This window comes from Streptomyces sp. SolWspMP-5a-2, assembly GCF_900091845.1.
In the GTDB taxonomy this organism is placed as follows: domain Bacteria; phylum Actinomycetota; class Actinomycetes; order Streptomycetales; family Streptomycetaceae; genus Streptomyces; species Streptomyces doudnae.
On the sequence record NZ_FMCI01000124.1, the window covers coordinates 1 to 21,308 of the forward strand.

Genomic DNA, 21,308 nt, shown 5'->3' on the forward strand with positions numbered 1-21,308 from the left:
GGCGGGCGCGGCGGTCACCAGCGCGGGACGGCGGGGGTGCGCCAGCCGGGCTCGGCGACGCGCATGGCGGCGGCGTCGTCGCGCTCGCGCAGACGGCCGTCGTCATCGAGCCAGCGCCGGTGCAGCGGACGCAGCCGGTCGCGGTCGAGTTCGACGCCGAGCCCGGGGCCGTCCGGGACGGTGATCCGGCCGCCGGTGAAGGTGAGGCGCTCGGTGAGGACGTCCTCGGACTGCCAGGGGTAGTGGGAGTCGCAGGCGTGGTGGAGGCCGGGGACGGTCGCGGCGACGTGGGTCATCGCGGCGAGGCTGATCCCGAGGTGGGTGTTGGAGTGCATGGAGACGCCGACGCCGAAGGTGCGGCAGACGGCGGCGAGTTGCTGGGTGCTGCGCAGTCCGCCCCAGTAGTGGTGGTCGCTGAGCACGACCTGCACGGCGCCCCGGGTGAAGGCCTCCCGGATCTCGGCGAACGTGGTCACGCACATGTTGGTGGCGAGCGGGACGTCGGTGGCGGCGGCGACCTCGGCCATGGCGGGAGTGCCGAGCGCGGGGTCCTCCAGGTACTCCAGGAGGTCGCCGATCTCCTCGGCGACCTTCAGCGAAGTGGCCACCGACCAGGCGCCGTTGGGGTCGAGGCGCAGCGGGTGGCCGGGGAAGGCGGCGGCGAGGGCGCGGACGGCGGCGATCTCCTGGTCGGGCGGGAAGACCCCGCCCTTGAGCTTGAAGGAGGTGAAGCCGTGGCGCTCGGTGAGGCGGCGGGCCTGTTCGACGATGCCCGCCGGGTCGAGGGCGGCGCCCCAGTCGTCCTGTTCGGCGGGGACGCCCTCGGGGTGCCCGGCCCACTTGTAGAAGAGGTAGGCGCTGTACTCGACGCTGTCGCGGACCTTGCCGCCGAGGAGGGCGTGCACGGGCAGGCCGAGGCACTTGCCGAGGGCGTCGAGGCAGGCGACCTCGAAGCCGGAGACGACGGAGAGGCGGAGCTTGTCGGCGGTCTGGACGCCGCGCAGTCCGCCGACGTCGACCTGTCCTGAGACCCGGGAGTCGTCGACGGCGACCTCGTCGGCGAGGGCGGACAGGCCGTTGAGGTCGTCGACCCGGCGGCCGGTGAGGCGCTCGGCCAGCGGGCGGGCGAGTTCGAGGTACTTGGTGTCGCCGTAGGTCTCGCCGACACCGGTGGTGCCGTCGGCGGTGACGACCTCGATGATCAGCCGGGGGGTGTAGGGCTGGTGGACGCCCTGGGTGTTGAGCAGCGGCGGGTCGGCGACGAGGATCGGGGTCAGCCGTACGTCGGTAACGGTGAGGTTCACAGGTCGGCTCCTACGAGGTCGAGTCCGGTGGCGAGCAGGCCGGTCAGTTCGGCGAGGTCGGCGGGCGAGGGGTCGGTGAGCGGGGCGCGGACGGGGCCGACCGGGCGTCCGCGCAGCCGGGCCGCGGCCTTGACCAGGGAGACGGCGTACCCGGGCACCCGGTCGCGGAGTTCGACGAGCGGGACGTAGAAGGCGCGCAGCAGGGTGTCGACGGTGGGGTCGTCGCCGTCGCGCAGGGCGGTGAAGAAGGCGTTCGCGATCTCCGGGGCGAAGGCGTGCACGGCGGAGGAGTAGGCGGGGACGCCGACGGTGGCGTAGGCGCGGGCCTGGATCTCGGCGGTGGCGGCGCCGTTGAAGAAGAGGAAGCCGTCGGGGGCGGCGAGGGTGAGGCGCTGGAGGCGGTCGAGGTCGCTGTGGCCGTCCTTGAGGCCGATGACGCCGGGCAGGGCGGCGACGCGCCGGACGGTCTCGGCGGTGAAGGCGACCTGGCCGCGCTGGTAGGCGATGAGCGGCAGCCGGGTGCGGGCGGCGAGCTGTTCGAGCTGGCCGACGAGTCCGTCCTGCGGGGCGGCGACGAGGTAGTGCGGCAGGACGAGCAGGGCGTCGGCGCCCGCCTCCTCGGCGATGCGGGCGAACCGGGCGGCCTGGGCCCAGCCGTAGCCGACCCCGGCGACCACGGGCAGGCGTCCGGCGGCCTCCTCGACGGCGAGGGTGACGACGGTGCGGTACTCGTCCTCGTCGAGGGAGAAGAACTCGCCGGTGCCGCAGGCCGGGAAGACGGCGCCGGGGGCGGTGGCGATCTGGGCGGCGAGGTGGGCGCGGCAGCCGTCGGGGTCGAGGGTGCCGTCCGGGTGGAAGCTCGTGAGCGGGAAGGACAGCACGCCCCGCGCCATGCCCTCCCGCAGCCGCCGGACCGTGTCCGTACCCGTGTCCGTGTCGAGGCTCACCCTCGTCATCTCCCTATGTAGACGCTATCCATGTATGCAGATGGAGGTTAGATACACGGACAGCGGACGTCAATAAGGCGTCCGGCACCGCTTACGATCGGGACATGTCGGAGGCTGGGAGCGCGCCGGGTGGCGTCCGCGAGGTGAAGTCCGCGGCGCGGACCGTCGAACTGCTGGAGCTGCTCGCCGCGCGCGGCGACCGCCCGGCCAGGCTCCAGGAGCTGGCGGACGAGCTGGCGGTGCCGCGCAGCTCCATGTACGCGCTCCTGCAGACCCTCATCGGACGCGGCTGGGTGCGCACGGACGTCACCGGCTCGCTGTACGGCATCGGCATCCACGCCCTGCTCACCGGCACCGGCTACCTCGACTCCGACCCCCGGGTGCGGGCCGTGCGGCCGTTCCTGGACGAGGCGTCCCAGGCGCTCGGCGAGACCGTCCACCTGGGGCGGCTCGACGGCCGCGACGTGGCCTACCTCGCCACCCGGGAGTCGCACGAGTACCTGCGGACCATCAGCCGGGTCGGCCGCAGACTGCCCGCGCACATGGGGGCGCTGGGCAAGGCGCTGCTGGCCGAGCGCGGCGACGAGGAGCTGCCCGAGGGCCCCTACGAGGCCCGCACGCCCCGCACCCTGACGACCCGTCGGGCGCTCGCCGCCGACCTCGCCGGGGTGCGGGAGCGGGGCTACTCGATCGACCGCGAGGAGGGCGTCACCGGGATCGTCGGCTTCGGCTTCGCGCTGCGCTACGACGAGCCCGCGCTGGACGCGATCAGCTGCTCGGTGCCGGTGGCCCGGCTGACGCCCGCTCACGAGGCGGCGGTCGTCTCGGTGATGCGGGAGATCCGGGGCAAGGCCGAGGCCACGGCACCGGCGGGCGGGGGCGGCGCGGTCCACTGGCGGTAGGCCCGCCCGCGGCCCCGCGCACCGGCGGCGACGGGTCCGGCCACCGGCCGGGCAACCGGTCGGACCACCGGTCGGGCCGGCCCTCCGGCCACCCGTCCGGACCCCTCCGGGTCATGCGCGTGACCCGTTCGCGTCGGCGAAAATTCGCTCTTTTACCCGGCGTTCCACACCCCAAACCACACTGTGATTCAGATCACGCCTTCCCAGCTTCTTCCGCAACCGCGTGCTTGATACAAATTGCCCGCGCGTTCCTGTCCGTCGACGGCCTGCGCCCAACCCCCTCCATGAGCCGCCTCTTTCGCATGCCCTGGGAACGCCCGTGTTCGCCCCCCGCACCCTCTCCTGGCCCCTCGTCGCCCTTTTCACGGCCGGGTACCTCGCCCCCTACCTCCTGCCGACCACCGTCGGCCGCCTCGACTCGGGGCTGCCGCTGACCGCCACACAGGCGGGCGCCGTCGGCAGCGCCCTGCTCCTCAGCTCGGCCTCCGCCGGATTCCTGCTCGCCTCCCGGGTGTCCCGGGTCGGCGCCAGGAACCTGGCCCGCGCCGGACTCACCCTGGCCGCCGTCGGCTACGGCGGCGCCGCCCTCGCGGGCGCCGTCCCCCTCGTCGTGCTCGGCGCGGTGATCGGCGGCTTCGGGTCCGGCACCGTCACCGCGGTCGCCGTCACCGGAGTGGCCGCCCAGCCCGACCCGCACCGGGCCTCCACCGCCGGTCTGCTGAGCGTCTCCGCGCTCGCGGGCGCCGTCTACCTGGCGATCCCGCACCTGGGCCCCGGGCACGGCCAGCCGCTGGCCGCCATAGCCCTCACCGCGCTCGCCGTGTGGCCGTTCACCGGCCGCCTGCCGGGCCCCGCGCCCACCCCGCCGCCGTCCGCCGAGGGCGGCCGCCTGCCGCACTTCAGGTCCGGTCTGGTGCTCGCCCTCGCCATGCCCTGCTGGTCCCTCATACAGAACGCCCTGTGGGGCGTCAGCGGGCGGATCGGCCTGGTCCAGGCGCACCTCACCGAGGCCGTCGTCGGCGTGGTCTTCGCGGTCGCGCTCGGCGCCGGACTGCTCGGGGTGCTGGGCGCGGGCGCGGTCGGCCCGCGGCTCGGCAAGGCCCTGCCGGTCGGCGGCGGCTCCGTGCTCATCGCGGTCTTCCTGGTGCTGAGCGCCTCCGCCACCGACCTGGTGTCGTTCGCGGCGGGCGAGATCGCCTGGAACCTGGTCTACCCGGTCGTCCTGTCGTACCTGATCGGTCTGGCCGCCTCGCTCGACCCGCGCGGACGGTGGGCGGTGCTGGTCGGCTCCGCCTCCTCACTGGGCACGGCCGCCGGTCCGCTGGCGGGCAGCGTGCTGTCCGCGCAGGCCGGGTTCCCGGTGATGGGCCTGGTCCTCGCCGCCGTCCTGCTGGTGGTCACCGTCCCGATGACCGCCGTCGCGCTCGGCATGAGCCGCCGCGCGCTGCCGGTCGTGGAGATCCCGGTCGAGACGTCCACGGCGGTCGCCCCGCTCGCCCGCGACACGACCACCGCGGCCTGACCCGCACGGCGTCCGGGCCGCACCCCTCCTAGAACACGTAGGCGTCGACCTCGGCCAGATACCGCGCCCTGCGCTCCTCGTCGTCGTCCAGGAAGGCGGCGACGAAGGAGTTGCGGGCCAGTTCCCGCACCGACTCCTCGGTGAGGCCGAGGACCGAGCGGACCGCGTCGAAATTGTCGCCCGCGTAGCCGCCGAAGTAGGCCGGGTCGTCGGAGTTGACCGTGCACATCAGGCCCGCCTCCAGCATCGCCGGAAGCGGATGGTCGGCGAGGGTGTCGACCGTCCGCAGCCGGACGTTGGAGAGCGGGCAGAGCGTCAGCGGGATGCGCTCCCGCACCAGCCGCGCCACCAGCGCCGGGTCCTCCACGCTGCGCAGCCCGTGGTCGACGCGCTCCACCCCGAGGACGTCCAGCGCCTCGGTCACGTACTCCGGCGGGCCCTCCTCACCGGCGTGCGCCACCCGGCGCAGCCCGAGGGCGGCCGCCGCCTCGTACACCGCGCGGAACTTGGCCGGCGGGTGCCCGACCTCGGCCGAGTCCAGGCCGACCCCGGTGATCCGGTCCAGGTAGGGCCCGGCCGCCGCCAGCGTCCGCGCCGCGGAGTCCGCCGACTCGTCCCGCAGGAAGCAGAGGATGAGCCGCGTCGACACCCCGTGCGTCGCCTCGCTGCGCCCCAGCGCCCGCCACAGCCCCTCGACGACGGTGCCCATCGCCACGCCCCGGGCCAGGTGCGCCTGCGGGTCGAAGAAGATCTCGGCGTGCCGCACGCCCTGGGCCGCGGCCCGCGCCAGGTAGGCGTCCGCGAGGTCCTCGAAGTCCCGCTCGGTGCGCAGGACGGCCATCAGCCCGTAGTACAGGTCGAGGAACGACTGGAGGTCGTCGAAGGCGTACGCCTCGCGCAGCGCCGCGGTGTCCGGGTAGGGAAGCGTGACGCCGTTGCGCGCGGCCAGCTCGAAGGCCAGCTCCGGCTCCAGGGTGCCTTCGATGTGCAGGTGCAGTTCTGCTTTGGGGATGGGCATCAAAGCATCGTACGGGCGATTCAGCTGCGTTTCGGAACCGGGACCCGGAGCAGATCGCGCGCCACCGTCAGCTCGCCCTCGAACCCGGCCGCGCGGGCCTGCCGTTCGAACTCCCCGGGGTCGTCGTAGCGCTGGCTGAAGTGGGTGAGCACCAGGTGCCGCACGCCCGCCCGGACCGCCGCCCCGGCCGCCTGCCCGGCGGTGAGGTGACCGTGCTCGGCGGCCAGGCCGCTCTCCCCGTCCAGGAACGTCGACTCGATGACCAGCAGGTCGGCGCCCTCCGCCAGGGCGTCCACGCCGTCGCAGAGCCGGGTGTCCATGACGAACGCGAACCGCTGGCCCCGGCGCACCTCGCTGACGTCCGCGAGGGACACCCCGCCCAGGACGCCGTCGCGCTGCAGGCGGCCGACGTCGGGACCCGCGATGCCGTGCGCGGCGAGCCGCTCGGGCAGCATCCGCACCCCGTCCGGCTCGACCAGCCGGTAGCCGTAGGACTCCACCGGGTGCGAGAGCCGGTACGCCTGGAGCGTGTACGACGGGGTCGACGCGAGGTCGCCGTCGGCGTCGACCGGGACCTCTCTCAGCTCGACCGTCTCCCGGTACGCGGTGGCGTACCTGAGCCGGTCGAAGAAGCGCCGGCCCGAGCGCGGGTAGTGCGCGGTGATCTCGTGCGGGACCCGGTCCAGGTTGATCCGCTGCACGACCCCGGCCAGGCCAAGCGAGTGGTCGCCGTGGAAGTGGGTGACGCAGATCCGGTTCAGGTCGTGCGCGGCGACCCCGGCGCGCAGCATCTGCCGCTGGGTGCCCTCACCGGGGTCGAAGAGGATGCCCTCGCCGTCCCAGCGCAGCAGATAGCCGTTGTGGTTGCGGTGCCGGGTCGGGACCTGGCTCGCGGTGCCCAGGACGACGAGTTCACGGACGGACACGGGCTATCCCGGGGGCCACTGCAGGCCGCGCCCGCCGAGGACGTGGGCGTGCGCGTGGAAGACGGTCTGCCCGGCGCCCGCGCCCGTGTTGAAGACGGTCCGGTAGCTCTCCAGCTTCTCCTCGTCGGCGACCGCACGGGTCTCGCGCAGCACGTCGGCGGCGAGCCCGGGGGCGCCCTCGGCGAGCGAGGCGGCGTCCGGGTAGTGCGCCTTGGGGATCACCAGGACGTGCACCGGCGCCTTCGGGTTGATGTCCCGGAAGGCGACGGTCGTCGCGGTCTCCCGCACGACGGTCGCCGGGATCTGTCCTGCGACGATCTTGCAGAACAGGCAGTCGTCCTGCGCTTCCCCTGCCATGGCCGTGCTCCTCACGCCTCGCCCTGTCGGTGTCCGTGCATGCTATCTACGGCAGCTCGGGCGGTGTCTTCGCCGGGTGGCCCGCCAGGGACTCCAGGGCGAGCGCGATCGCCGCGTCGAGCTGGGTGTCGCGGCCCGCCGCGTGGTCCTGCGGGCGCTGCACCACCTCGACGTCCGGGTCGACACCGTGGTTCTCCACGCCCCAGCCGTAACCCTCGAGCCAGAAAGCGTACTTGGGCTGGGTGACCAGGGTGCCGTCGACCAGCCGGTAGCGGCTGTCGATGCCGATCACCCCGCCCCAGGTGCGGGTGCCGACCACCGGTCCGATGCCGAGGGCCTTGATCGCCGCGTTGACGATGTCCCCGTCGGAGCCGGAGAACTCGTCGGCGACGGCGACCACCGGACCGCGCGGCGCGTCCTCCGGGTAGCTGGAGGCGCGCAGGCCGCGCGGCAGGTCCCAGCCGACGATCCGCCGGGCCAGCTTCTCCACCACGAGCTGCGAGGTGTGGCCGCCGCGGTTCTCCCGCACGTCCACCACCAGGCCCTCCCTGGCCACCTCGATCCGCAGGTCGCGGTGGAGCTGCGCCCAGCCGGAGCCGATCATGTCCGGCACGTGCAGGTAGCCGAGCCGCCCGCCGGACCGCTCGTGGACGTAGGCCCGCCGGTCGGCGACCCAGGCGTGGTAGCGCAGCGGCTCCTCGTCGGCGATCGGGACGACGACGGCGTGCCGGGCGTCGCCGCCGCCGGACGGCAGCACGGTCAGCTCGACCGGCTTGCCCGCGGCCCCCACCAGCAGCGGCCCGGGACCGGTGACCGGGTCGACCGGCAGGCCGCCGACCGCGACGACGGCGTCCCCGGGGCGCACCGCGACACCGGGCGCGGCCAGCGGGGAGCGGGCGTCGGGGTCGGAGGTCTCGGTGGGCAGCACCCGGTCGACGCGCCAGGTGCCGTCCTCGTGCCGGGAGAGGTCGGCGCCGAGCAGCCCCTGCCGGTCCCCGCCGTGGCCGCCGCGCGGGGTGACGTAGGCGTGGGACGTGCCGAGTTCGCCCTGCACCTCCCAGAGCAGGTCGACCAGGTCGTCGTGGGTGGAGACGCGGGCGAGGACGGGCCGGTAGCGGTCGAGGACGGCGTCCCAGTCGACGCCGCCGAGGTCGGCCCGCCAGAAGTTGTCCCGCATCAGGCGGCCGGTCTCGTCGAACATCTGCCGCCACTCGGCGGCCGGGTCGACGGTCTGCCGGATCCGGCCGAGGTCGACGCTGATGTTGCTGTCGCTGTCGTCGTCGGAGGAGGCCCGCCGGTCGCTGGGGACGACCTTGAGCCTGCCGTCGGTCCACAGCAGGACGCGCTTGCCGTCGCCCGAGACGGCGAAGTGGTCGGCGTCCGAGGCGAGGTGGTCCACGCGCTGCTGGGCGAGGTCGTAGCGCTCCAGGGTGCTCTTGGGGTCCGGGTCGTCCGGGGTGGCCCGGGAGGCGCCGAGGACCCCGCGCACCGGGTGGCGCAGCCACAGCACGCCGTCCTTCGCGGCCCGCAGGGTGGAGCAGCGGGCGGCCTCGACCGGGAACGGCACGATCCGGTCGGCGAGTCCGTCGAGGTCGACGCGGGTGGCGGGGGTGCCCTCGCTGTCCGGGGTCTCGTCCTTGTCCGGCGCGTCGAAGGACCGGCCGTGGCGCTGCGGTCCGAACGGCGACGGTGTGGTCGCCGCGAGGGTGATCAGGTGCGGGCGGGCGCCCGCCACGAACGCGAGGTCGAAGACGTGGTCGTCGTAGACCGGGTCGAAGGCGCGCGCGGAGAGGAACGCGAGGTGCTTGCCGTCCAGGGTGAACGCCGGCGACCAGTCGCGGAACCGCAGCGGGGTCGCCTCGGTGACGGTGAGGTCGGTGGTGCTGGCGAGGCGGAGCTGGCGCAGCGGGCGCGGGCCCGCGTGGGACCAGGCGAGCCAGGTCGAGTCGGGCGAGAAGACCAGCCCGGAGGCGTCGCCGTCGGCGCTGCGGTCGACCTCGCGGACCTCGCCGCTCTCCCGCTCGACGAGCAGCACGCGGCCGTCGTGGGTGGCGACGGCGACCCGGCCGCCGTCGGGGGCGACCGCGAGGGCGAGGACCCGGCCGAGCTGCCCGGCGGCGAGGCGGCGCGGGCTGGTGCCGGGTGCGGTGCCGGTGGCGGGCGCGAACTCCAGGGCGTCGTCGCCCTCGGCGTCCGTCACCCACACCACCCACTCCTCGCCGTCGGCGCGGAAGACGCGGGGCAGCCGGGCCCGGACGCCGGGTTCGGCGGCGAGCGCGCGGGCCGGTCCCGAGCGGTGGGTGACCCAGTGGACGGAGCCCCGGACGGCGACGGCGCTGCCGCGCGCGGTGTGGTCGGGGTGGGCGGCGCCGAACCAGTGGGCCGCGTTCAGCGGGTAGGGCTGGAGGTCGGTGCGGGAGCCGCCGAGCCGGACGTCGAGGGGGCGCGGCGCGCTGCCGTCGAGGTCGTCCAGGAGGTACAGCTGTCCGGCCGAGCTGTACACCAACCGGCTGCCGTCACCGGCGAGATGGCGGGCGTAGAACCCGTCGACGGGGGTGTGCCTGCGCAGGTCGGAGCCGTCGGCGAGGGAGGAGTAGACGGCGCCGACGCCCTCGTGGTCGGAGAGGAACGCGATCCGCTCCCCCACCCACACCGGGCTCTCCAGGTTGCCGTCCACCTCCTGGTGCAGGCGCGTGAACTCCCCGCTGTGCGCCGGGTTGTCGGCCCCGCGGTCGATCCACAGCTTGCCCGCGGTGCCGCCCCGGTACCGCTTCCACCAGGCGGCCTCGCGGCCCATCGGCGCGGAGAGCAGCACGGTGGCGGGGCCGAACGCGACGTCGCCGACCGGGCCGTAGGGCAGGGTGGTGGCCGGGCCGCCGTCGAGCGGGACCGCCCGCGCCCAGCTCCGGCGCGCCGACGCCTGCCCGTGCGTGGTGATCGCGAGGACCTGCCCGTCCGGGGTCCAGCCGCGGACCTGGGTGCGGCGGCTGCCCCAGTGGGTCAGGCGGGTGGCGGGGCCGCCGTCGACCGGGGCGATGTGCACCTCGGGGGCGCCGTCGCGGGTGGAGGTCCAGGCGAGGGTGGTGCCGTCGGGCGAGACGCGCGGCTGGCCGACCGGGACGTTGTCGGAACTGGCCCGCCAGGCCCGGCCGCCGTCGAGGGGCGCGAGCCAGACGTCGTCCTCGGCGGTGAACGCCACCAGGTCGCCGTGCACGTGCGGGAACCGGAGATACGCGGGGGCTGCGGGCTGTGTCACCCGATCACCCTATGCAGCGGCGGCCCGCGGGGACAGCGGTTTCGATCACTTCTCCGCAGGCCGCGGCCCGCGCGCTACTTGCCCTGGACCGGCCAGCACTGCGGATCGGCCTTGCACCAGAGGGTCTTGGTGACCGTGACGGTGACCGTGGGCTGCCCGGCGCCGCCACCGCCGAAGGTGGGCTGGGAGATCGGCGAGGGGGTGGCGCCGCAGTCGCCGAGCCCGGTGACGCGGAAGACCTGTTTGCCGCCGACCTTCGCGGTCAGGTCACCGCGCACGCAGGCACCGTCGACCGCGCGGTCGACCCGGCCGGTGACGGTGATGTCCTTGCCGTCCTTGGTCTGCCCCTTGCAGTCGACCGCGACGACGGTGCTCTCCCCGGCCGACGGGGTGGGCGCGTTCTTCCCGCCGTAGTCGCCGGTGCAGGTCAGCCAGCGGACGGTGACGTGCTGGTGCTCGAGTCGCGCGGTCGCCGTCTGGTCGGTGGTGTACGCCACGGTCGCGGAACTCATCCCGCCCGGGTCGCACGCGGTGGCGGCGCCCACGGCCGCCGTCGCCAGGCACACCGCGGCGGCGACCCGCCGTCCCCGCGGGCGCCGCATCCTCCATGTCGATGCCGCCATGCACGGCAGCCTCCCACCGACCGGGGCGCGGCGGTAGAGCGCATACGGCCACGGGTGCGCCCCCCGCGTACCACCTAGGAACGTTCCCAGGTGCTCGACGACGTGGGCGGGACCTGCCGGGCGGCGGGGGTCAGGACCAGCGGCCGGTGCGGGCCAGGAGCAGGGCGGCCGCCGCGGTGCCCGCGGTGGAGGTGCGCAGCACGCTGCGGCCCAGCCGGTGGGCGGCGGCGCCCGCCTCGGCGAACAGGGTCAACTCCTCGGGGGAGACGCCCCCTTCGGGTCCTACGACGAGCACGATGTCGCCGTCGGCGGGGAGTTCGGCGGTGGCCAGCGGCACGCTCGGCCAGTCGCGGTCCTCGTGCAGGACGACGGCGAGGTCGGCGGTGGCCAGAAGTGCCGCCACCTGCTTGGTCGTCGCGGCCTCCGCGATCTCGGGGAAGCGCACCCGGCGGGACTGCTTGCCCGCCTCCCGGGCGGTGGCCCGCCACTTGGCGAGCGCCTTCTGCCCGCGCTCGTCCCGCCACTGGGTGACGCAGCGGGACGCCTGCCAGGGCACCACGGCGTCCACGCCTACCTCGGTCATGGTCTCCACCGCGACCTCGCCCCTGTCGCCCTTGGGCAGCGCCTGCACGACGGTGATCCGGGGCGCCGCGACGGGCTCCTCGACCGGCTCCGCCACCTCGGCGAGGACCAGCCGGTCCTTGCCCTCGGCGGCCCGCACCACGCCCTCGGTCCAGTGCCCGCGCCCGTCGGTGAGGACGACGCGCTCGCCGGGCCGCAGCCGCTTCACGGAGACCGCGTGCCGCCCCTCGGCGCCGTCCAGCACGAAGGCGCCGTCCCGCAGGTCGGCGGTGGCCAGGGCGTCGGCGACGAAGACCGGCGCGGTCATCGGGCGCCGCCCCCGGGGGTCAGCGCGTCACGGGCCGCCTCGATCTCGGCGGTGAGCACCTCGACGAGCTGGCCCGCGGGCAGCTCCCTGGCCATCCGGTGGCCCTGGCCCGCCCAGAGCGCCATGCCCTGCGCGTCCCCGGCCTTGGCGGCGGCCTTGCGCAGCGGCGAGGTGAGGTGGTGGACCTCCGGGTAGGCGGCGGGCGCGTAGGGGCCGTGCTCGCGCAGGAACCGGTTGACCAGGCCGCGGGCCGGACGCCCGGAGAAGGCGCGGGTCAGCTCGGTGCGCACGTAGAGCGGGTTGGTCAGCGCCTGCTTGTGCAGCGCGTTGGCGCCGGACTCGGGGGTGGCGAGGAACGCCGTGCCGAGCTGGGCCGCGGTCGCTCCGCAGGCGAGGGCGGCGGCGATCTGGTGGCCGCGCATGATGCCGCCCGCGGCGACGATCGGCAGCGAGACGGTCTCCCGGACCTGCGCGATCAGCGCGAGCAGGCCGAGCCCTGAGCCGTCCAGCTCGGGCAGGTCGCGGTGGGTGCCCTGGTGGCCGCCCGCCTCCATGCCCTGCGCGATCACCGCGCCCGCCCCGGCCCGCTCGACGGCGAGGGCCTCGTCCGCGGTGGTCACGGTGACCAGGGTGAAGGTCCCGGCCCGGTGCAGCGACTCCAGCACCTGCGGCTTCGGCACGCCGAAGTGGAACGACACCACCGGCACCGGGTTGTCGAGCAGGACGGCCAGCTTGGCGTCGTAGCCGTCGTCCCGGCCGCTGTCCGGGTCGCCGAGTTCGGTGGTGTACCAGGCGGCCTCGCCCGCGAGTTGGTGCGCGTACACCTCGACCGCCGACGGGTCCGCGTACTCGGGCTGCGGCAGGAAGAGGTTGACGCCGAAGGGGCGGCCGGTGAGCCCGCGGAGCTGTTTGATCTCCTGGTACATGCCGTCGGCTGTCTTGTACCCGGCGGCGAGGAAGCCGAGCCCGCCCGCCTCGGACACGGCGGCGGCCAGTTGCGGGACGGAGACACCGCCCGCCATGGGGGCCTGCACGATCGGATGCGGGAAGAGATCGGTCAGCGGGGAGGACATGACCGCATGTAATCACGTCCTCCCGGCAGGACCGAATCGGGCCTTGCCCCCGGCGCGAGGCCGTGGGGCAAGGCCCGTCCGGGGGCGCTCAGCGCCCGTTGAAGGCGTCCTTCAGACGGGAGAACAGGCCCTGCTGGCCCGGCTGGAACTGGCCCAGCGGGCGCTCCTCGCCGCGCAGCTTGGACAGCTCGCGCAGCACCCGCTCCTGCTCGGGGTCGAGCTTCGTCGGCGTCTGCACCTCGACGTGCACGATGAGGTCGCCGCGGCCGCCGCCGCGCAGGTGCGTGACACCGCGCCCGTGCAGCGGGATCGACTGGCCGGACTGGGTGCCGGGCCTGATGTCGACCTCCTCCAGACCGTCCAGCGTCTCCAGCGGCACCTTGGTGCCGAGGGCCGCCGCCGTCATCGGGATGGTGACCGTGCAGTGCAGGTCGTCGCCGCGCCGCTGGAACATGGAGTGCGGCAGCTCGTGGATCTCGACGTAGAGGTCACCCGCGGGGCCGCCGCCTGGGCCGACCTCGCCCTCGCCCGCGAGCTGGATGCGGGTGCCGTTGTCGACACCGGCCGGGATCTTCACCGTCAGGGTGCGGCGGGAGCGGACCCGGCCGTCGCCCGCGCACTCCGGGCAGGGGGTCGGCACGACCGTGCCGAAGCCCTGGCACTGGGGGCAGGGGCGGGAGGTCATGACCTGGCCGAGGAAGGACCGGGTCACCTGCGACACCTCGCCGCGCCCGCGGCACATGTCGCAGGTCTGGGCGGTGGTGCCGGGGGCCGCGCCCTCGCCGCTGCACGTGGAGCAGACGATGGCGGTGTCGACCTGGATGTCCTTCGTGGTGCCGAAGGCCGCCTCGTCCAGCTCGATCTCCAGCCGGATCATGGCGTCCTGGCCGCGGCGGGTGCGCGAGCGCGGTCCGCGCTGCGACGCCGTGCCGAAGAAGGCGTCCATGATGTCGGAGAAGTTGCCGAAGCCACCGGCGCCGAAGCCGCCCGCGCCTCCGCCGCCCGCCTGCGAGAGGGGGTCCCCGCCGAGGTCGTAGACCTGCTTCTTCTGCGGGTCCGAGAGCACCTCGTAGGCGGCGTTGATCTCCTTGAACCGCTCCTGGGTCTTCGGATCCGGGTTCACGTCCGGATGCAGCTCGCGTGCGAGCCGCCGGAAGGCCTTCTTGATCTCATCCTGCGACGCGTCGCGGCGCACGCCGAGAACGGCGTAGTAGTCCGTGGCCACTTACGACTCCGCCAGGATCTGTCCGACGTACCGTGCCACTGCGCGTACCGCTCCCATCGTTCCCGGGTAATCCATGCGGGTCGGTCCGACCACGCCGAGCTTGGCGACTGCCTCGCCGCCCGAACCGTAGCCGACCGAGACCACGGACGTGGAGTTGAGTCCCTCGTAGGCGTTCTCGTGACCGATGCGTACGGTCATGCCCGAATCCCCCGCCTCGCCCAGGAGTTTGAGGAGGACGACCTGTTCCTCCAGGGCCTCCAGGACCGGACGGATCACGAGAGGAAAGTCATGTCCGAAGCGGGTGAGATTGGCGGTGCCGCCGATCATCAGCCGCTCCTCGTTCTCCTCGACGAGCGTCTCCAGCAGGGTGGAGAGCACGGTCGAGACGGTGCCCCGGTCCTCGACGTCGAAGGCCTCGGGCAGGTCCTCGACGAGCGGGGGCACGTCGGTGAAGCGCCGTCCCGCGACCCGGCTGTTGAGCCGGGCCCGCAGGTCGGCGAGCGAGGACTCGCCGAACGGCGCGGGACAGTCCACCAGCCGCTGTTCGACCCGGCCGGTGTCGGTGATCAGGACCAGCATCAGCCGGGCCGGGGCCAGCGACAGCAGTTCCACGTGCCGGACCGTGGAGCGGGTCAGCGACGGGTACTGCACGACGGCGACCTGCCGGGTCAGCTGCGCGAGCAGCCGCACCGTGCGGGCGACGACGTCGTCCAGGTCGACGGCGCCGTCCAGGAAGCTGTGGATGGCACGCCGCTCGGGGCCGGTCATCGGCTTCACCCCGGCCAGCTTGTCGACGAACAGCCGGTAGCCCTTGTCGGTGGGGATGCGCCCGGCGCTGGTGTGCGGCTGGGCGATGAAGCCCTCGTCCTCCAGGGCGGCCATGTCGTTGCGCACGGTCGCCGGGGAGACCCCGAGGTTGTGCCGTTCGGTCAGCGCCTTGGAACCGACCGGCTCCTCGGTCCCGACGTAGTCGTGGACGATGGCGCGCAGCACCTGGAGCCTCCGCTCGCTCAGCATCGCGCACACCTCCCAAGTCGTCCCCTCGGCACCGGCCTGGCACTCAGCGCGCGCGAGTGCCAGCGTTCCCCGGCCAGTGTACGGCGCACGGGTGCACCGGGGGCAAGGCCGGCCGACCCCGACCCGTGCCGCGGCCGGTGCCCCGACCGGAAAAGTCCGGCGGCGGACCTCTCCGGTCACGGCACTAGCGTCACGGTATGAGAGTGACTTGGGAAGAGCTGGGGTGGGAACGGCTGCGGGACGGGGTCGGGCGGTGCCGGCTGCCGGGCTGGGACTGCACGGCGGGCCTCGTGGTCGGGGACGGGGCCGCGCTGGTGGTGGACGCCGGGTCCTGCCTCGCGGAGGGCGCGCTGCTGCGCGGGCGGGCCGAGGCGCTGGCCGGGGGGCGTGTGACCCATCTCGCCCTGACCCACCCGCACTTCGACCACGTGCTCGGTGCGGCCGCGTTCACCGGCGCGGAGGTGTTCGGCGCCGCCGGGGCGGACGGCGGGCGGCCCGCTGACCCCGCCGAGCTGCTGGCCGACGCGGTGCGCGAGGGGCTGGACCCGCGGGCGGCAGGGGAGGCGGTGGACGCCCTGGTGGCGCCCTCGCGCGCGGTCGCCGGGGAGCTGGCCGTCGACCTCGGCGGCGGGACCCGGGTGGTGCTGGCGGACGTGGGTCCCGGGCACACCGCGCACGACCTGGCCGTGGTGGTGCCGGGGGCGCCCGCGGTGGTGTTCTGCGGGGACCTGGTCGAGGAGTCGGGCGAGCCGCAGGCCGGGCCCGACGCGGTGCCCGCGCACTGGCCCCGGGCGCTGGACCGGCTGCTGGCGCTGGGCGGGCCGGACGCGCGGTACGTGCCCGGTCACGGAGCGGTGGTGGACGCGGCGTTCGTGCGGGCCCAGCGGGACGCGCTGGCGGCCCGGTTCGGCGTGTCGCGGTGACCTGACGCCCCCGGAGGCCCGTGCTTCTCCTATCGTCATCCGAATGCGCCCGTACTCGTCGGACCTGACTCCGCCGTGGAAGAAGCCCAAGCCCGTGCCCGAGATCGCGGCCGACCCCGGTCTCGTGGTGGAGGAACCGGCCACCGGATTCTGCGGGGCGGTGATCCGCTGCGAGGCCGGCACGGTGACGCTGGAGGACCGCTTCGGCAAGCACCGCGTGTTCCCGATGGAACCGCGCGGCTTTCTGCTGGAGGGCCGGGTGGTGACCCTCGTCCGGCCGGTCGCGGGACCGAGCCGCCCCTCCCGCACGGCGTCGGGCTCGGTGGCCGTCCCCGGCGCCCGCGCCCGGGTGGCCAGGGCGGGCCGGATCTACGTCGAGGGGCGGCACGACGCGGAGCTGGTCGAGCGGGTCTGGGGCGACGACCTGCGGGTGGAGGGCGTGGTCGTCGAGTACCTGGAGGGGGTGGACGACCTCCCGTCGATCGTCGCCTCGTTCGCGCCGGGGCCCGACGCGCGGCTCGGCGTCCTGGTGGACCACCTGGTCCCCGGCTCCAAGGAGTGGCGCATCGCCGAGCAGGTGACCAGCGAGGACGCGCTGGTCGTGGGGCACCCCTACATCGACGTCTGGGAGGCCGTGAAGCCGTCCTCGCTGGGCATCGCGGCCTGGCCGCGGGTGCCGCGCGGCCAGGACTGGAAGACGGGCGTGTGCCGGGCCCTGGGCTGGCCGGAGAACACCGGCGCGGCCTGGCAGCACATCCTGTCCCGGGTCCACTCGTACAAGGACCTGGAGCCCGCCCTGCTGGGCCGGGTGGAGGAGCTGATCGACTTCGTGACGGCGCCGGCCTGACCCGCCGGGCCCGCGCCGGGCGCGGTGCGGCTCAGTCCACCAGGTCCCGCACCACGGCGTCCGCCAGGAGCCTGCCGCGCAGGGTGAGCGCGGCGCGGCCGTACTCGTAGGGCCCGCTCTCCAGCAGGCCGTCGGCGCGGGCCCTGGCGGCCGCCGCGAGGCCCTCGGGCCGCAGCAGGGCGAGCGGGACGCCGTCGCGCAGCCGCAGCTCCAGCAGGACGCGCTCCACCCGGCGGTCCTCGTCGGTCAGCAGCTCGCGGCCCGCGCCGGGTGAGCGCCCGGCCGCCAGGGCCGCCGCGTAGGCGCCGGGGTGCTTGACGTTCCACCAGCGCACCCCGCCGACGTGGGAGTGGGCGCCGGGGCCCGCGCCCCACCAGTCGGCGCCCCGCCAGTACAGCTCGTTGTGCAGGCACCTGGCCGCCTCGGAGGTGGCCCAGTTCGACACCTCGTACCAGTCGAACCCGGCCGCCGCCAGCGCCTCGTCGGCGATCAGGTAGCGGTCGGCGTGCACGTCGTCGTCGGTCATCGGGACCTCGCCGCGGCGGATCCTGCGGGCCAGGCCCGTGCCCTCCTCGACGATCAGGGCGTACGCGGAGACGTGGTCGGGTCCGGCGCCGACGGCCGCGTCCAGGGAGGCCCGCCAGTCGTCGTCGGACTCGCCCGGGGTGCCGTAGATCAGGTCCAGGTTCACGTGCGCGAAGCCCGCCGCCCGCGCCTCCGCGACGCACGCCTCGGGGCGGCCGGGGGTGTGGGTGCGGTCGAGGACCCGCAGCACGTGCCGCCGGGCGCTCTGCATGCCGAACGAGATCCGGTTGAAGCCGCCCTCGCGCAGTTCGGCCAGGTAGGTGGGGTCCACCGACTCCGGGTTCGCCTCGGTCGTCACCTCGGCGTCCGGCGCGAGGCCGAACTCCTCGCGGACGGCGGCCAGCATCCGCACCAGGTCGGCGGCGGCCAGCAGGGTGGGGGTGCCGCCGCCGACGAAGACCGTGCGGACCGGGCGCGGGTCGTCGCCGAGGACCTTGCGGGCCAGGCGGACCTCGTCGGTCAGGGTGTCGGCGTAGTTGTCGCGGGAGGCGAGGACACCGCCGGTGCCGCGCAGCTCGGTCGCCGTGTAGGTGTTGAAGTCGCAGTACCCGCAGCGGGTCGCGCAGTACGGGACGTGCAGGTAGAACCCGAGCGGGCGGTCGGCGGCGCCGGTCAGCGCGGCGGCGGGCAGGGCGCCGTCCTCGGGGACCGGTTCGCCGTCGGGGAGTGCGGAAGGCATGTCCTCCATTGTCCAGCACGCGCGCCGGACGGCGGCCCGCGGTGGACCGGGGCCGGTGCGCGGGCGCTCACTCCGCCTGGAGGACCAGCAGCGCGAGGTCGTCCTCCGGGGGCTTGGGGCCGAAGTCGTGGACGAGGCGTCTGATGCGCTCCGCGACGCGTTCGGCGCTCAGGCCCGCGCAGCCCGCCAGCGCGGTCGCCAGGCCGTCGGCGTCGTCGAACTGGCGGGCGCCGGAGCGGCGCTCGGTGACGCCGTCGGTGACGCACAGCAGGGTGTCGCCGGTCCGCAGCTCGAACGTCTCGCTGGTGTACGTCTCGTCGTCGACGACGCCGAGCAGGGTCTGCGGCACGGCCACCGTGCGGACGTCCCCTCCCGGGCCCAGGAGCAGCGGCAGCGGGTGTCCCGCGGAGGCGAGGGTGCAGCGGACCCCGCCGTCGAAGGGCACCAGCTCGCCGTAGAGGAGCGAGAGGAAGCGGGTCTGCGGGCCGTCGCCGGGGGTGGCGGGCCGGGCGAGGGCGCGGGCGGCGGCGTCGGCGGCCTCCGTGGCGTCGTCCAGGAGGAGCCGGTTGAGGCGGTCGAGGACGTCGGCGACCCGGTAGCCCTCCCGGGCCAGCAGCCGCAGCCAGGGGCGGGCCAGGCCGATGACGACGGCGGCCTCGGGGCCCTTGCCCTGGACGTCCCCGACGGCGAAGCACCAGCGGCCGTCGCCGCCCGGGAACAGGTCGTAGAAGTCGCCGCTCGGGCCGCCCTGGTCGCAGGGTTCGTAGACCAGCGCGCTGCGCACCCCGGGGATCTCGGCGACGGCGACCGGCAGCAGCCCGCGCTGGAGCACCTGGCTGATGGTGGCCTGCCGGGCGTACTGGCGGGCCGCGCCGACGGCGAGCGCCACCCGGCGGCTGAGGTCCTCGACCAGGCCGGTGATCTCGTCGGGGAAGCGGCTGAGCCCGGAGCGGCCGATGACGAGCGTGCCCAGCGGGCGGCCGCCCGCGACCAGCCGGTAGGCGAGGGCCGCGCCAAGGCCGTCGCGGGCGCCGAGCGCCTCGCCCGGCCACGGGTAGGGGACGGGGCCGCCGCGGTCGGTGGACAGCAGGCGCGGCGGGTCCTTCTCCAGGGCCCGGCGCAGCTCCTCGATGCGGTTCTCGCTGCCGTGCCAGACCCGGGCGAGGCGGGCGCCGTCCCCGCGGGAGCCGTCGCCCGACCAGCCGCCGCGCCCGCTCGCCTCGTCCTCCAGCCAGACGGCGCACCAGTCGGCGAGGCGGGGCACGATGAGCTGTCCGGCGAGGGCGGCGACGAGGTTCTCGTCGAGCTGTCCGGCGAGCAGGTCGGACGCCTCGGCGAGGAAGGAGAGGGCACCGCGGTTGAGCCAGTCCCGGTCGCGTTCGGCGGCCGGGGGCTCGGGGGCGAGGCTCTCGGCGACCCGCAGGCCGCGCGCGAGGATGTCCCGCCCGTCGAACGGCCTGATCTCGTCGGTCTCCGCGCCCGTCTCCTCCCGCTCCCGCCCCGTCTCCCCCGGATCGCCCGCGTCGCCCGGCGGCCCCTCGGCGGCCAGCCGCGCCCAGACGGTCTTGGCGCCCCTGCGGTAGGTGACGCCCCAGGACTCGGCGAGGGCGGCGACCAGGCGCAGTCCCCGGCCGTGCTCGGGCGCCTCGTAGGAGGGTTCGGTGTCGCGGGGCGCGCGGGAGGGATGGTGGTCGCCGACCTCGACGACGAGGGCGCCCGCGTCCGGTTCCAGGCGGCAGGCCAGCTCGACGTCGGTGCCGGCGTGCACGACGGCGTTGGTGACGAGTTCGCTGACCACGACGACGGCGTCCTCGGCGAGCCGGTCGGTGAGGCGCTCGGCGCCGGGGAACGCGGACGCGGCCCACTCGGCGAGCGCGGCGCGCACCAGGACCCGCGCGGAGCCCGGCGCGAGGGGGCTGCCGGGCAGGGTCGCCCGGGTGCGGGCGGGCGGCACCGCGCCCGCCCGCGCGGACGCGTCGGAAGCGCCGCAACCACCGGAAGCAGCCTCCCGTTGCGTCGGAATGGCCCCCATGCACAGCTCCCCGGACGGTTCGCGCGAATACGCCTCAGTCGATGGCGACAGAGTGACAGACTGGCCACGCCCATAAGCGCCGAGTTACCGAAGTGGGCCGCCATGAGTGAGAACCGTGCTACGCGTCTGATCGGGGATGAGCGGATTCCTGACCGGATCCGAGCATCCGATCTGCGTCCGCTGCTCGCCGCGATGACCGCCGCCCGGGACGGCGACCTCAGGAAGGTGCCGGAGACCGGCGAGGGGATGGTGGCCGAACTGACCGCCGTCTTCAACCAGATCGTGGACCGCACGGCGCACTTCAACGGCGAGACGCAGCGGGTGAAGCGGGAGCTGGTCAGGCACGGGCGGCTGGACGAGCGACTTTCGGCCAGTCCGGGGCAGGGCGCGTGGGCGTCCCGGGTCAGCGACGTGAACCAGATCCTGGACGCGCTGGTGGTCCCGGCCGCGAACGCCACCCGGGTGCTGCACGCGGTGGCGGGCGGCGATCTGACCCAGCGGGTCGATCTGCACGACGGGAACCGGCAGTTGCGGGGCGATCTGCGGCGGCTCGGCCGGGCCGTGAACACGATGGTGGACCAACTGTCGCTGTTCACCGGCGAGGTGACCCGGGTGGCCCGCGAGGTCGGCACCGAGGGGCGGCTCGGCGGCCGGGCCAAGGTGCAGCGCCTGTCCGGAAGTTGGCGGGACGTGACGGAGGCGGTCAACACCATGGCGGCCCGGCTGACCGCGCAGGTGCGGGACATCGCCCTGGTGACGACGGCGGTGGCGCGCGGCGACCTGACCCGGACGGTGACGGTGGAGGCGACCGGCGAGCTGCTGGAGCTGAAGCTCACCGTGAACACGATGGTCGACCAGCTCTCCGCCTTCGCCGACGAGGTGACCCGGGTGGCCCGCGAGGTGGGCACCGAGGGGCAGTTGGGCGGCCGGGCGCAGGTGCGCGGGGTGTCGGGGGTGTGGAAGGACCTCACCGACAACGTCAACTTCATGGCGTCGAACCTGACCTCGCAGGTCCGCAACATCGCGCAGGTCACCACCGCCGTCGCCAACGGCGACCTCTCCAAGAAGATCACCGTCGACGCCCGCGGCGAGATCCTCGAACTCAAGGACACCGTCAACACGATGGTCGAGCAACTGCGCGCCTTCGCCGACGAGGTCACCCGCGTCGCCCGCGAGGTCGGCA

18 protein-coding genes are annotated in these 21,308 nt (G+C 74.8%); 5 read left to right on the forward strand and 13 right to left on the reverse strand.

What is annotated here, in order from left to right; translation table 11 throughout:
* Positions 1-14: 14 nt before the first annotated feature.
* Together GA0115242_RS12185 and GA0115242_RS12190 are read right to left on the reverse strand one after the other, a co-directional pair.
* Entirely contained in the window at positions 15-1,304 is a 1,290-nt protein-coding gene (locus GA0115242_RS12185; protein ID WP_093827545.1) for a glucarate dehydratase family protein, read from the reverse strand.
* Positions 1,301-2,197: a 5-dehydro-4-deoxyglucarate dehydratase gene (locus tag GA0115242_RS12190; protein ID WP_370672274.1), complete on the reverse strand. Its 897-nt coding sequence runs from the start codon at positions 2,195-2,197 to the stop codon at positions 1,301-1,303. The genes GA0115242_RS12185 and GA0115242_RS12190 overlap by 4 nt, the downstream gene beginning before the upstream one ends.
* Positions 2,198-2,355: 158 nt before the next feature.
* Between GA0115242_RS12190 and GA0115242_RS12195 the strand changes: the two genes are divergently transcribed.
* Both GA0115242_RS12195 and GA0115242_RS12200 read left to right on the forward strand, forming a co-directional pair.
* Positions 2,356-3,153: an IclR family transcriptional regulator gene (locus tag GA0115242_RS12195; protein ID WP_093827549.1), complete on the forward strand. Its 798-nt coding sequence runs from the start codon at positions 2,356-2,358 to the stop codon at positions 3,151-3,153.
* A 319-nt stretch (positions 3,154-3,472) separates the two neighbouring features.
* Entirely contained in the window at positions 3,473-4,675 is a 1,203-nt protein-coding gene (locus GA0115242_RS12200) for an MFS transporter (protein ID WP_093827551.1), read from the forward strand.
* Between the two features lie 28 nt (positions 4,676-4,703).
* Here GA0115242_RS12200 and GA0115242_RS12205 read toward each other — a convergent pair whose 3' ends face one another.
* The 9 genes from GA0115242_RS12205 to hrcA form a co-directional block, all read right to left on the reverse strand.
* Positions 4,704-5,693 (reverse strand): adenosine deaminase, encoded by a 990-nt coding sequence (locus GA0115242_RS12205; protein WP_161353101.1) that lies wholly within the window; start codon positions 5,691-5,693, stop codon positions 4,704-4,706.
* A 20-nt stretch (positions 5,694-5,713) separates the two neighbouring features.
* Entirely contained in the window at positions 5,714-6,619 is a 906-nt protein-coding gene (locus GA0115242_RS12210) for a ribonuclease Z (protein WP_093827555.1), read from the reverse strand.
* A gap of 3 nt (positions 6,620-6,622) precedes the next feature.
* A complete protein-coding gene (locus GA0115242_RS12215) occupies positions 6,623-6,976 on the reverse strand; it encodes a histidine triad nucleotide-binding protein (protein WP_093827557.1) in 354 nt (117 codons plus the stop codon).
* A 46-nt stretch (positions 6,977-7,022) separates the two neighbouring features.
* Positions 7,023-10,232, reverse strand: coding sequence for a S41 family peptidase (locus GA0115242_RS12220; protein ID WP_093827559.1), 3,210 nt, complete (start codon positions 10,230-10,232; stop codon positions 7,023-7,025).
* A gap of 74 nt (positions 10,233-10,306) precedes the next feature.
* Positions 10,307-10,855: a hypothetical protein gene (locus tag GA0115242_RS12225; RefSeq protein WP_370672273.1), complete on the reverse strand. Its 549-nt coding sequence runs from the start codon at positions 10,853-10,855 to the stop codon at positions 10,307-10,309.
* Between the two features lie 130 nt (positions 10,856-10,985).
* Positions 10,986-11,744, reverse strand: coding sequence for a 16S rRNA (uracil(1498)-N(3))-methyltransferase (locus tag GA0115242_RS12230; RefSeq protein ID WP_093827563.1), 759 nt, complete (start codon positions 11,742-11,744; stop codon positions 10,986-10,988).
* Positions 11,741-12,817: a nitronate monooxygenase gene (locus GA0115242_RS12235; protein ID WP_093827565.1), complete on the reverse strand. Its 1,077-nt coding sequence runs from the start codon at positions 12,815-12,817 to the stop codon at positions 11,741-11,743. Before GA0115242_RS12235 ends, GA0115242_RS12230 begins: the two co-directional genes overlap by 4 nt.
* A gap of 88 nt (positions 12,818-12,905) precedes the next feature.
* Positions 12,906-14,042 (reverse strand): molecular chaperone DnaJ, encoded by a 1,137-nt coding sequence (dnaJ, locus tag GA0115242_RS12240; RefSeq protein ID WP_093827567.1) that lies wholly within the window; start codon positions 14,040-14,042, stop codon positions 12,906-12,908.
* Positions 14,043-15,059, reverse strand: a complete 1,017-nt coding sequence (gene hrcA, locus GA0115242_RS12245; RefSeq protein WP_093827569.1) for a heat-inducible transcriptional repressor HrcA — start codon at positions 15,057-15,059, stop codon at positions 14,043-14,045.
* 197 nt (positions 15,060-15,256) lie between these two features.
* On the opposite strand from hrcA, the gene GA0115242_RS12250 reads away from it, so the two are divergent.
* Positions 15,257-15,982: an MBL fold metallo-hydrolase gene (locus tag GA0115242_RS12250; RefSeq protein WP_093827571.1), complete on the forward strand. Its 726-nt coding sequence runs from the start codon at positions 15,257-15,259 to the stop codon at positions 15,980-15,982.
* 43 nt (positions 15,983-16,025) lie between these two features.
* Positions 16,026-16,829, forward strand: coding sequence for a DUF3097 domain-containing protein (locus GA0115242_RS12255; protein ID WP_093827573.1), 804 nt, complete (start codon positions 16,026-16,028; stop codon positions 16,827-16,829).
* 31 nt (positions 16,830-16,860) lie between these two features.
* On the opposite strand, the gene hemW is transcribed toward GA0115242_RS12255, so the two are convergent.
* Both hemW and GA0115242_RS12265 read right to left on the reverse strand, forming a co-directional pair.
* Positions 16,861-18,093: a radical SAM family heme chaperone HemW gene (gene hemW, locus GA0115242_RS12260; RefSeq protein ID WP_093827577.1), complete on the reverse strand. Its 1,233-nt coding sequence runs from the start codon at positions 18,091-18,093 to the stop codon at positions 16,861-16,863.
* Positions 18,094-18,160: 67 nt separating this feature from the next.
* Positions 18,161-20,125: a SpoIIE family protein phosphatase gene (locus GA0115242_RS12265; RefSeq protein ID WP_093827575.1), complete on the reverse strand. Its 1,965-nt coding sequence runs from the start codon at positions 20,123-20,125 to the stop codon at positions 18,161-18,163.
* A gap of 102 nt (positions 20,126-20,227) precedes the next feature.
* Here GA0115242_RS12265 and GA0115242_RS12270 point away from each other — a divergent pair.
* A partial coding sequence (locus GA0115242_RS12270; protein WP_176729802.1) for a HAMP domain-containing protein occupies positions 20,228-21,308 on the forward strand: 1,081 nt, incomplete at its 3' end.

What these genes read in the sequence shown, in the direction of transcription:
- GA0115242_RS12215 (WP_093827557.1), bottom strand. Translation starts at nt 6,976, where the DNA reads ATGGCAGGGGAAGCGCAGGACGACTGCCTGTTCTGCAAGATCGTCGCA.
- hemW (WP_093827577.1), bottom strand. Translation starts at nt 18,093, where the DNA reads ATGCCTTCCGCACTCCCCGACGGCGAACCGGTCCCCGAGGACGGCGCC.
- GA0115242_RS12225 (WP_370672273.1), bottom strand. Translation starts at nt 10,855, where the DNA reads ATGGCGGCATCGACATGGAGGATGCGGCGCCCGCGGGGACGGCGGGTC.
- GA0115242_RS12230 (WP_093827563.1), bottom strand. Translation starts at nt 11,744, where the DNA reads ATGACCGCGCCGGTCTTCGTCGCCGACGCCCTGGCCACCGCCGACCTG.
- GA0115242_RS12235 (WP_093827565.1), bottom strand. Translation starts at nt 12,817, where the DNA reads ATGTCCTCCCCGCTGACCGATCTCTTCCCGCATCCGATCGTGCAGGCC.
- GA0115242_RS12205 (WP_161353101.1), bottom strand. Translation starts at nt 5,693, where the DNA reads ATGCCCATCCCCAAAGCAGAACTGCACCTGCACATCGAAGGCACCCTG.
- GA0115242_RS12265 (WP_093827575.1), bottom strand. Translation starts at nt 20,125, where the DNA reads ATGGGGGCCATTCCGACGCAACGGGAGGCTGCTTCCGGTGGTTGCGGC.
- GA0115242_RS12250 (WP_093827571.1), top strand. Translation starts at nt 15,257, where the DNA reads ATGAGAGTGACTTGGGAAGAGCTGGGGTGGGAACGGCTGCGGGACGGG.
- GA0115242_RS12190 (WP_370672274.1), bottom strand. Translation starts at nt 2,197, where the DNA reads ATGGCGCGGGGCGTGCTGTCCTTCCCGCTCACGAGCTTCCACCCGGAC.
- GA0115242_RS12195 (WP_093827549.1), top strand. Translation starts at nt 2,356, where the DNA reads ATGTCGGAGGCTGGGAGCGCGCCGGGTGGCGTCCGCGAGGTGAAGTCC.
- hrcA (WP_093827569.1), bottom strand. Translation starts at nt 15,059, where the DNA reads ATGCTGAGCGAGCGGAGGCTCCAGGTGCTGCGCGCCATCGTCCACGAC.
- GA0115242_RS12255 (WP_093827573.1), top strand. Translation starts at nt 16,026, where the DNA reads ATGCGCCCGTACTCGTCGGACCTGACTCCGCCGTGGAAGAAGCCCAAG.